We start from the raw sequence: 9651 nt of genomic DNA, 5'->3' as shown, positions 1-9651 counted from the left end.
CCCCAACGGCGCGGGCCCTTCCCCGTACGACCGGACACTCGCCCCCGTCGCCACCCCTGAAACACCGTCACACCAGCCCCGATTCGTACCGCCACGCTTCCACCAGGCACCCTTCACCGGTCTGGACCAATGAGCGCGAAATCCGCGTCAACTCGTTATTTCCGCAGGCCACATGGGGTTCACCTGCCGTTGACGCACGCAGAGCGCCGCTGATAGACACGCACATCAACTCCGGTGATGACGCGAGGTCAGCGACCCATGGACACACACAACCAGTACGGCAGGGGGCGTCCGAGCCCACCGACCGGCACCCAGCAGCGCACCACGCGCACACCCGTCCGTCCCGTACGTCCCGTCCGCTCCCTCCGTCTCCTCGCGGCCGCAGCCACCGCCGCCCTCACCCTCACAGCCGGTCTCACCACTCCCCTCAACCCGGCGCCCCACCCGGCCCAGGCCAAGGCCAAGGCCAAGGACGGCAAGGACGTCCTCACCATCGCGGTGGCGCAGAGCGTCGACTCGCTGAGCCCCTTCCTGGCGACGCGGCTGGTCAGTACGAGCATTCACCGGCTCATGTACGAGTACCTGACCAACTACGACCCGAAGGACAACCACGCGATCCCGGGCCTGGCCACCAAGTGGGAGCCGTCCGCCGACAAGCTCACCTGGACCTACACGATCCGGGACAACTCCAAGTGGTCGGACGGCAAGCAGGCCACCGCCGAGGACGCGGCGTGGACGTTCAACAAGATGATGACCGACGACGGCGCGGCCACCGCGAACGGCAGCTTCGTCACGAACTTCGAGAAAGTCACCGCCCCCAGCCCGACCAAACTCGTCATCCAGCTGAAGAAGCCGCAGGCCACGATGGCCGCGCTCGACGTGCCGATCGTGCCGAAGCACGTGTGGGAGAACGTCGACGACTTCTCGAAGTTCAACAACGACAAGACCTTCCCCGTCGTCGGCAACGGGCCTTTCGTCGTCACCGACTACGCGGCCGACAGCTTCGTACGGCTGAAGGCCAACAAGTCCTTCTGGCGCGGCGCCCCGAAGTTCGACGAGCTGCTCTTCAGGTACTACAAGGACCAGGACGCCGCCGTCGCCGCCCTGCGCAAGGGCGAGGTCTCCTTCGTCGCGGGTGCTCCCGCCCTGACGCCGGCCCAGGCCGCGTCTCTCGAGGGTGAGGAGAACATCAAGGTCAACGATGCCCCCGGCCGCCGTTTCTACGCGCTCGCGACCAACCCGGGCGCGCGGGCCAAGAACGGCGAGAAGTTCGGCGACGGCCATGAGTCGCTGCTCGACCAGAAGGTGCGCCAGGCCCTCTTCATGGCCGTGGACCGCAAGACCATCATCGACAAGGTCTTCCAGGGCCACGCGGTCGAGGGCGAGGGCTACATCCCGCCGCGCTTCTCGACGTACCACTGGAAACCGACGGACGGTCAGAAACTGTCGTACGACCCGGACAGGGCGAACCAGCTCCTCGACCAGGCGGGCTACAAGAAGAACGGTGACGGCAAGCGCGTCGGCAAGGACGGCAAGCCGATCAACTACCGCGTCCTCTGCCACGCGACGGACCCCCAGGACAAGGCCGTCGGCAAGTACCTCCAGGAGTGGTGGGGCGACCTCGGCATCAGCGTGACCCTCAACTGCCTGGACAACGTGACCGATCCCTGGCTCGCCGGCGAGTACGACCTCGCCTTCGACGGCTGGTCCGTCAACCCCGACCCGGACTTCGTCCTGTCCATCCACACCTGCGCGGCGCTCCCGGCCACCCCCAAGGACACCGGCGCGACCGACAACTTCATCTGCGACAAGCAGTACGACGAGCTGTACGAGAAGCAGCTCGCCGAGTACGACGCCGCCAAACGGGCGGACATCGTCAAGCAGATGGAGTCGCGGCTGTACGACACCGGGTACATGAACGTCATGGCGTACCCGAACGCGGTCGAGGCCTATCGCACCGACCAGATCAAGTCGATCACGACGATGCCGGCGGACGCGGGCAACATCTACGGCCAGGACGGCTACTGGAGCTGGTGGTCGGCGGCACCTGTCGCCGCCGAAGTGGCCTCCGACGAGTCCAGCTCGACGGGCGTCATCATCGGCATCGTCGCGGGCGTCGTCGTCCTGGCGGGCGTCGGTGCGTTCTTCGGGATGCGCCGCCGCGCGACCGCCGACGAGCGCGAATAGCCGCGGCTGAGTTCATGACCGCTGAAGCGACACCCTCGCTGGTCGAGAAGACCGACGGCCCGGTGGAGGCCCGGCCGTCGGTCCGCGGGCCACGGGCGCGCACCAGGACCGCGTATCTGCGGTATGTGGCGGGCAAGGTGGGCGGCGCTGCCGTCTCGCTGCTCGCCGTCCTCGTCACCAGTTTCTTCCTGTTCCGCCTGATCCCCGGCGACCCGGTGAGGTACATGACGGGCGGCCGTCAGGTGTCGGCCGAGCAACTCGCCACGTACCGGCGGGAGTTCGGGCTCGATCTGCCGCTGTGGCAGCAGTTCACGGAGTACTGCGGCAAGGCGCTCACCGGCGATCTCGGCACGTCGTACCAGTTCAACGCGCCGGTCATCGACAAGATCACCGAGGCGCTGCCGAACACCCTGCTGCTCACCGGGACGGCGTTCATCCTCTACACGGCGCTCGGCATCTTCCTCGGCACACGGTCCGCCTGGCGCAACGGCGGGCTCGGCGACCGGCTCAACACCGGTCTTGCGCTGACGCTCTACTCGATTCCGTCGTTCTGGCTGGGGCTGCTGCTCATCATCGTCTTCTCGGTGGGCATGGGCCCGATTCCCGGTCTCTTCCCGACCGGCGGCATGGAGTCGGGCAGCGAGGAGGGCTTCGCGTACGTCCTCGATGTCGCCCACCACCTCGTCCTGCCGGTGATCACGCTGGTCGCGGTGGAGTACGGGCAGACCCTGCTCGTCACGCGGTCCGCGCTGCTGGACGAGATGGGCAGCGCCTATCTGACGACGGCGCGGGCCAAGGGGCTCCGGGACGATCTCGTACGCCGTCGCCATGCCGTGCCGAACGCGATGCTGCCGACCGTGACGCTGATCTTCGTCAACCTCGGGCGGACCGTCGCGGGCGTGATCCTCGTCGAGACCGTCTTCTCCTGGCCGGGCCTCGGCGGACTCTTCTACCAGGCGCTGAGCGTGCCCGATCTCCCACTGGTCCAGGGGCTGTTCTTCGTCTTCGCCGCGGCGGTGATCGTGATGAACACGCTGGCCGATCTGATCTATCCGATGCTCGACCCCCGGGTGGGCCGATGACGACCGAAGCGACTCCTCAGGACCAGGACCAGGACCAGGACCAGGACCAGGACCGGAACCGGAACCAGGCCGCCAAGGCGAGTCCGCGCGCCCTCGCGTGGCAGCGGCGCCGGCACTCCGCGGCCCACTTCTGGAAGCAGTACCGCACGCACCGGGCCGGTCTCTTCGGTCTGGCCGCCCTCGTGCTCTTCGCACTGATCGCGCTGACCGCGCCGCTGACCATCGGCTCCGACGTGCAGAGTGTGACGGACGCGCCGGGCGGGCCGCTGGAGCGCCCGAGCACCGAATTCCCGTTGGGCACCGACCAGTTCGGGCGCAGTCTGCTCGGCCTGGTGGTGTGGGGCTCGCGGGTCTCGCTGCTCGTGGGGCTGCTCGCGGCCGTGCTGTCGGCGGCGATCGGGGCGCTCATCGGGATCACCGCCGGGCACTTCCGGGGCTGGTACGCGACCGTGCTGATGCGGATCACGGACTGGTTCCTGGTCATGCCGACGCTGGTGCTCGCGATCGTGCTCGCCACCGTGATGTCCCGCTCGCTCAGCACGATCATCCTGGCGATCGGCGTCACGACCTGGCCGACCACCGCCCGGCTGGTGCGCGCGCAGACCCTCGCCGTGGAGTCGCGGCCGTACATCGAACGCGCCAAGGCGCTCGGTGGCGGCCACCGGCACATCATGTCCCGTCACGTCCTGCCGAACGTCATGCCGCTGGTGCTGGCCCAGACGACGCTGATCATCTCCACCGCGATCCTCGCCGAGGCGACGCTCGCGTTCCTCGGTCTCGGCGATCCGACGGTGGTCTCCTGGGGCGGGCTGCTCCAGGACGCGCGGGAGGCGGGTGCGGTCAGTTCCGGCAAGTGGTGGTATCTCGTGCCGCCGGGCATCGCGATCGCCGTCGTCGCCCTCGCGTTCACGCTCTGTGGGCGCGCGGTCGAGTCCGTTCTCAACCCCAGGCTGGGGGTGGCCCGTTGAGGCTCCTGGAGGTACGCGACCTCGAAGTGACGTACGCGGGTGGGGCAGCCGCCGTGCGCGGGGTGAACCTCACCGTGGACGCGGGCCAGAAGCTCGGCCTCGCGGGCGAGTCGGGCTGCGGCAAGTCGACGCTGGCGCTCGCGCTGCTGCGGCTGCTGCCGGCCGGGACCCGGGTGTCCGGGGAGATCCTCCTGGACGGCGAGGACGTGCTGAGCATGAAGTGGGGGCGTGTACGGGCGGTCCGCTGGGCCGGTGCCTCGATCGTCTTCCAGGGCGCGATGCACTCCCTCAACGCCGTGCACCGCGTCGGCGACCAGATCGCCGAGCCCATCCTGCTGCACAAGAAGGCGACGCCCGCGGGCGCCCGCAAGAAGGCGGGCGAACTCCTGGAGCATGTGGGCCTCCCGGCGGCGCGCGCGTCCGCGTACCCGCACGAGCTGTCGGGCGGCCAGCGCCAGCGCGTCATGATCGCCATGGCCCTGGCCTGCGACCCGCACCTCATCATCGCCGACGAACCGACCACGGCCCTCGACGTGATGATCCAGGCGCAGATCCTCCGCCTGATCGAACAGCTCGTCACCGAACAGGACCTGGGCCTGATCATGATCAGCCACGACCTCGCGGTCCTGTCCGACACCTGCGACCGGCTCGCGGTGATGTACGCGGGCCGAGTGGTCGAGGAGGGCCCGGCCCGGCAGATCTACGAGCACGCCCGGCACCCGTACGCCCAGGCCCTGTCGGCGGCATTCCCCCGCATCGGCGACCCCGCCTCGCGCTTCGCGCCCCGCGGCCTGCCGGGCGACCCACCGGACCCTGCCGCCCTGCCCTCCGGCTGTACGTTCCATCCACGGTGCCCGGTGGCACTGGACGTCTGCGCCACCGAGGACCAGCCGTTGCGGGATGCGGGGCCGGAGCGGTGGGCGGCCTGCGTCCACACGTCCGTCAGGACAGCGGACCCGGCAGGTACAGCGGACCCGGCGAGTGCAGCGGATCCGGCGGGTACACCGGACCCGGTAGGCACGGCTCCCCGGGAGGAAGCCGTCGGAGAAGCGAGGAGCAGTACGCCATGACGAGCACCACCGCTCCCACACCCTCCGCGTCGCCCCTCCTCAGCGCCGAAGGTCTGCACGTCACCTTCCCCGGACGTCACGGCGCAGCGCAGGCCCGTGCCGTCGACGGTGTCGATCTCGACATCCGGCCCGGTGAAATCGTCGCGCTGGTCGGTGAATCCGGGTGCGGGAAGACAACGCTGGCGCGCTCGTTGCTCGGTCTCGTCCGGCCGACAGCGGGCCGGGTCACCTTCGCGGGCAAGCCCCTCGGCTACTCCTCGCGGGCCCTCAAGGCGTACCGCAGGCGCGTTCAGCTGGTCCTCCAGGATCCGAGCGGTTCGCTCAACCCTCGGCACACGGTGTACGAGGCGGTGGCGGAAGGCCTGCGTATCCACGGGTACGCGGGTGACGAGCGAGCAGCCGTCGCGGAGGCCCTCTCCCAGGCCGGACTGCGTCCCCCCGAGCGTTTCTTCCTCCGCTACCCGCACGAACTCTCCGGCGGCCAGCGCCAGCGCGTCGTCATCGCGGGCGCGCTCGTCCTGGAGCCTGAACTCATCGTCGCGGACGAGCCGGTGGCCTCCCTCGACGCCTCCGTACGCGGCGAGATCCTGGCCCTCCTGCTGCGACTGCGCACCGAACTCGGCCTGTCCGCCCTGGTGGTGACGCACGATCTGGGGCTCGCGTGGAACATCGCCGACCGGGTCGCGGTGATGTACCTGGGCCGGATCGTTGAGACGGGAGAGGTGGAGCAGGTTCTGACGGCACCGCGACACCCCTACACCCAGGCCCTCTTGTCCGTCCTGCCCGAGGCACCCGGCGCCCCCGTGGTCCTCACCGGCGAACCCCCGGACCCGTCCCGCATCCCCTCCGGCTGCCGCTTCCACGCCCGCTGCCAGATCCTCGCGAGCGGCGAGGCCGAACGCACCGGAGTCGCGGACGCCTGCCACGGACAGGACCTGCCGGTGCTGGCCGGCGGCGGCGAGGCCCAGGTGGCATGCCACTGGGCACAGGCCGTGCGACATCGCGCCCCGTAGGGGCGCGGGGCTGTGTCCATATGCGGCTCCGCCGCGTGGGCGCGACCAGCCCCCACCGGCCCGCGGGTTCATGACCGTCCTTCCAGCGGAGCGCTGACGTACAGCCGCCTACTCCCCCTGCTCCCCCTCATACGCCTCGACAAGCTCCCGACAGCGCTTCACGTCCTCCGCCATCGTCTCCAGCAGCCCCTCGAGGGAGTCGAACTTGGCCTGACCGCGGACGAAGGCCAGGAAGTCGACGGAGACATGCAGGCCGTACAGGTCAAGGCCGACGCGGTCGATGGCGTACGCCTCGACGGTCCGCTCCGTGCCCTCGAACTGCGGGTTCGTGCCGATGGAGATCGCGGCGGGCATGGCCTCGCCCTGCGCGTGCAGCCAGCCGGCGTAGACGCCGTCGGCGGGAATCGCGGTGTGCGGGAGGGTCTCGACGTTGGCGGTCGGGAAGCCCAGCTCACGGCCACGCTGGGCGCCGCGTACGACGACGCCCTCGACGCGGTGCGGGCGGCCCAGGATCTCGCGCGCGCCCTCGACATCGCCCTCGGCGACGAGCCGCCTTGTCATCGTGGAGGAGAAAGGCTCGCCGCCCCCGGCCGCGCCGGTCACGTACAGGTCGACGACCTCGACCTCGAAGTCGTACGTCTTGCCCTGCTCGGCCAGAAACGTCACGTTTCCGGCGGCCTTGTGGCCGAAGCGGAAGTTGGGGCCCTCGACGACGGCCTTGGCGTGCAGCTTGTCGACCAGGACCTTGACGACGAAGTCGGCGGGCGTGAGCTTCGAGAACTCGGTGGTGAACGGCAGGATGAGGACGGCGTCGACACCCAGCTCCGCCATCAGCTCGGCACGGCGGTGGTGCGGGGCGAGCAGGGGCGGGTGGCTGCCGGGGCGGACGACCTCGCTCGGGTGCGGGTCGAACGTCACGACAACGGACGGAACGCCCAGCTCACGCGCCCGTTCCACGGCATGCCGGATGATCAGCTGGTGCCCGCGGTGGACGCCGTCGTACGAGCCGATGGTGACGACGCTGCGCCCCCAGTCCTGGGGGATGTCCTCCAAGCCACGCCAGCGCTGCACTGTGACCGCTCCTCGTCGAAACCGTGTCCGTATTGGCTGCGTACCGATTGCCTCATACGCAGGTCTCTCATACGCAGGTCTAAGGGTGCCATGCCGCACGCGCTCGGCTCGCATCGGGCATGGGGGCTGTGACGGGGCGCACGCGCGGGCCGGGCCGGGAAGCGGGCCGAAAGCCGGGAGGACAGCGGGAGGACAGATCATCAGCCGAACGAGCCCCCTTCCGCTCCCCCGGTTCACTCCGAGCGCCTCCCCTGCCTGGTGAGTCGACCATGACGGATGGACAGACCCCAAGGGAGGGGGGACCGTGGAGCGGCGTACACAGGAATCCCCGTGAGCGCCGCTCCACGACGAAGCCCCTCGATCGGCCGAAGATCAGCCGAATACGGCAAGGCTCTTCGCCTTGCCCTTGTGCTCCTCCACCAGCGCGAGAAACCGCCCCTCGGGATCGAACACCCCGACGGCACCGATCCCCGCGTACTCCTCCGGCATCTCCAGCCGGACGCCGTTCGTCAGCAGCCGTGCCCTCTTCGCGTCCACGTCCCAGCGCGGGAAGGCGGCCGCGGCCGCCTCCGCCATGGGCATCACGGTCAGCTCCTCCTGGAGCTGGTCGAGCGTGCGGGCGGCGTCGATCTTGTAGGGACCGACGCGGGTGCGGCGCAGCGCCGTCAGATGGCCGCCCACGCCCAGGCCGGCACCGAGGTCGCGGGCCAGCGCCCGGATGTACGTCCCCGACGAGCAGACCACCGAGACGATCAGGTCCAGTACGGGCGTACCGTCCTCGGCGACGGCGTCGCGAACGTCGTACACGGAGAAGGAGGAGACCGTCACCGGGCGGGCCGGGATCTCGAAGTCCTCGCCCTCACGGGCCCGCTTGTACGAGCGCACGCCGTCGATCTTGATGGCGCTGACCTTGGACGGCACCTGCATGATGGCGCCGGTCAGCTTGGCGATCCCGGCGTCGATGCCTTGCCGGGTGACGCCCGAGGCGTCCGTGGAGGCAGTGATCTCCCCTTCGGCGTCATCGGTGACGGACGTCTGCCCGAGCCGGATCGTGCCGAGGTACTCCTTCTCCGTCAGCGCGAGGTGCCCGAGCAGCTTGGTCGCCTTCTCGACGCCGAGGACGAGCACGCCCGTCGCCATGGGGTCGAGGGTGCCCGCGTGTCCGACGCGGCGGGTCTTCGCGATGCCGCGCATCTTGGCGACCACGTCGTGCGAAGTGAAGCCCGACGGTTTGTCGACGATGACAAGGCCGTCGGGCGTCCGGTTCTTCTGCGTCATTCCGAGGCGTCGCCGTCCGTCTCGACAGTCTCGACGGTCTCGTCCGACTCGTCGTCGGAGCCCGGCTTCTTGTACGGGTCGGGCTCACCGGCGAAGGCGGCGCCGGCCGAGACCTCGCGCACCTTCGCGTCCGAGGCCCGTGCCTTGTCGAGCAGGTCCTCGATGGTCTTGGCGGTGTCGGGCAGGGCATCCGCCACGAAGCTCAGGGTCGGCGTGAACTTCACGCCCGCCGCCGCCCCGACCGCCGAGCGGAGCACGCCCTTGGCGCTCTCCAGGCCGGCAGCCGCGGCCGCCCGCTCCTCGTCGTCCCCGTACACCGTGTAGAAGACGGTCGCCTCCCGCAGATCCCCGGTGACCCGGGTGTCCGTGATGGTGACGTGGGAACCGAGCCGCGGGTCCTTGATCCCGCGCTGCAGCTTCTGGGCCACCACCTCTCGGATGAGGTCCGCCAGCCTCTTCGCCCGCGCGTTGTCGGCCACTGGTCCGTCTCCCTCTTTCTTGCCTGTTCAGCGTGTTCCGCGTGTTCCGCGTGCACGGACCGTCGTCGTGCATGGTCAGTCGTCGTCGCCGTGCAACCGCCGTCGTACGGACAGCAGCTCCACCTCCGGCCGGCCGGCGACCATGCGCTCGCACCGGTCCAGTACCTCCGTCAGATGCCCCGCGTCCCCCGAGACCATCGCAAGACCGATCTCGGCCCTCCGGTACAGATCCTGGTCGCCGACTTCCGCCGCGCTCACCGCGAATTTGCGCTGGAGATCCGCCACGATCGGCCGCACGACGGAACGCTTCTCCTTCAGCGACCGTACGTCGCCGAGAAGGAGATCGAAGGACAGAGTCCCCACGTACATGTGTGTCCGGATGTCCCGCCGGTACGGGGTAGATGACCCGCCAAGCTCTTGGCAGGGACGTCGAGAACGGTACAACGGTGGGCCGGTGCGGTTCGAGGGGGTTTTCGCCCCCGCCGCCCCTACCCGTTCCCATC

The 9651-nt window shown here is 69.5% G+C and carries 9 protein-coding genes; 5 read left to right on the top strand and 4 right to left on the bottom strand.

The features are described 5' to 3' along the window. Positions 1 to 258: 258 nt before the first annotated feature. From G5C60_RS47330 to G5C60_RS47310, 5 genes are read left to right on the top strand one after another with little or no spacing between them, the layout of a single operon-like run. A complete protein-coding gene (locus G5C60_RS47330; RefSeq protein WP_165269936.1) occupies positions 259 to 2187 on the top strand; it encodes an ABC transporter substrate-binding protein in 1929 nt (642 codons plus the stop codon). Positions 2188 to 2201: 14 nt separating this feature from the next. Continuing rightward, a complete protein-coding gene (locus G5C60_RS47325) occupies positions 2202 to 3269 on the top strand; it encodes an ABC transporter permease (RefSeq protein ID WP_165269934.1) in 1068 nt (355 codons plus the stop codon). After that, positions 3266 to 4237, top strand: coding sequence for an ABC transporter permease (locus G5C60_RS47320; RefSeq protein WP_165269932.1), 972 nt, complete (start codon positions 3266 to 3268; stop codon positions 4235 to 4237). Before G5C60_RS47325 ends, G5C60_RS47320 begins: the two co-directional genes overlap by 4 nt. Then, positions 4234 to 5307 (top strand): ABC transporter ATP-binding protein, encoded by a 1074-nt coding sequence (locus G5C60_RS47315; RefSeq protein WP_165269930.1) that lies wholly within the window; start codon positions 4234 to 4236, stop codon positions 5305 to 5307. Before G5C60_RS47320 ends, G5C60_RS47315 begins: the two co-directional genes overlap by 4 nt. Next, the gene (locus G5C60_RS47310; RefSeq protein WP_165269928.1) at positions 5304 to 6320 is read left to right on the top strand and encodes an oligopeptide/dipeptide ABC transporter ATP-binding protein; all 1017 of its coding nucleotides are present in this window, start codon (positions 5304 to 5306) and stop codon (positions 6318 to 6320) included. The genes G5C60_RS47315 and G5C60_RS47310 overlap by 4 nt, the downstream gene beginning before the upstream one ends. 108 nt (positions 6321 to 6428) lie before the next feature. Here the strand turns inward: G5C60_RS47310 and G5C60_RS47305 are convergent, their stop codons facing one another. From G5C60_RS47305 to G5C60_RS47290, 4 genes are all read right to left on the bottom strand, one after another. Further along, positions 6429 to 7391, bottom strand: a complete 963-nt coding sequence (locus G5C60_RS47305) for a bifunctional riboflavin kinase/FAD synthetase (RefSeq protein WP_165269926.1) — start codon at positions 7389 to 7391, stop codon at positions 6429 to 6431. Between the two features lie 372 nt (positions 7392 to 7763). Continuing rightward, complete coding sequence (gene truB, locus G5C60_RS47300) at positions 7764 to 8669, bottom strand: tRNA pseudouridine(55) synthase TruB (protein ID WP_165269924.1); 906 nt, start codon at positions 8667 to 8669, stop codon at positions 7764 to 7766. Continuing rightward, positions 8666 to 9148, bottom strand: a complete 483-nt coding sequence (rbfA, locus tag G5C60_RS47295; RefSeq protein WP_165269922.1) for a 30S ribosome-binding factor RbfA — start codon at positions 9146 to 9148, stop codon at positions 8666 to 8668. Before rbfA ends, truB begins: the two co-directional genes overlap by 4 nt. 75 nt (positions 9149 to 9223) lie before the next feature. Further along, a complete protein-coding gene (locus G5C60_RS47290) occupies positions 9224 to 9517 on the bottom strand; it encodes a DUF503 domain-containing protein (protein ID WP_165269920.1) in 294 nt (97 codons plus the stop codon). Between the last annotated feature and the right edge of the window lie 134 nt (positions 9518 to 9651).

Source organism: Streptomyces scabichelini, from assembly GCF_011045015.1.
In the GTDB taxonomy this organism is placed as follows: Bacteria; Actinomycetota; Actinomycetes; order Streptomycetales; family Streptomycetaceae; genus Streptomyces; species Streptomyces scabichelini.
Note: the sequence above shows the minus strand (reverse complement) of the source record. Positions and strands in the feature narration are given on the sequence as shown.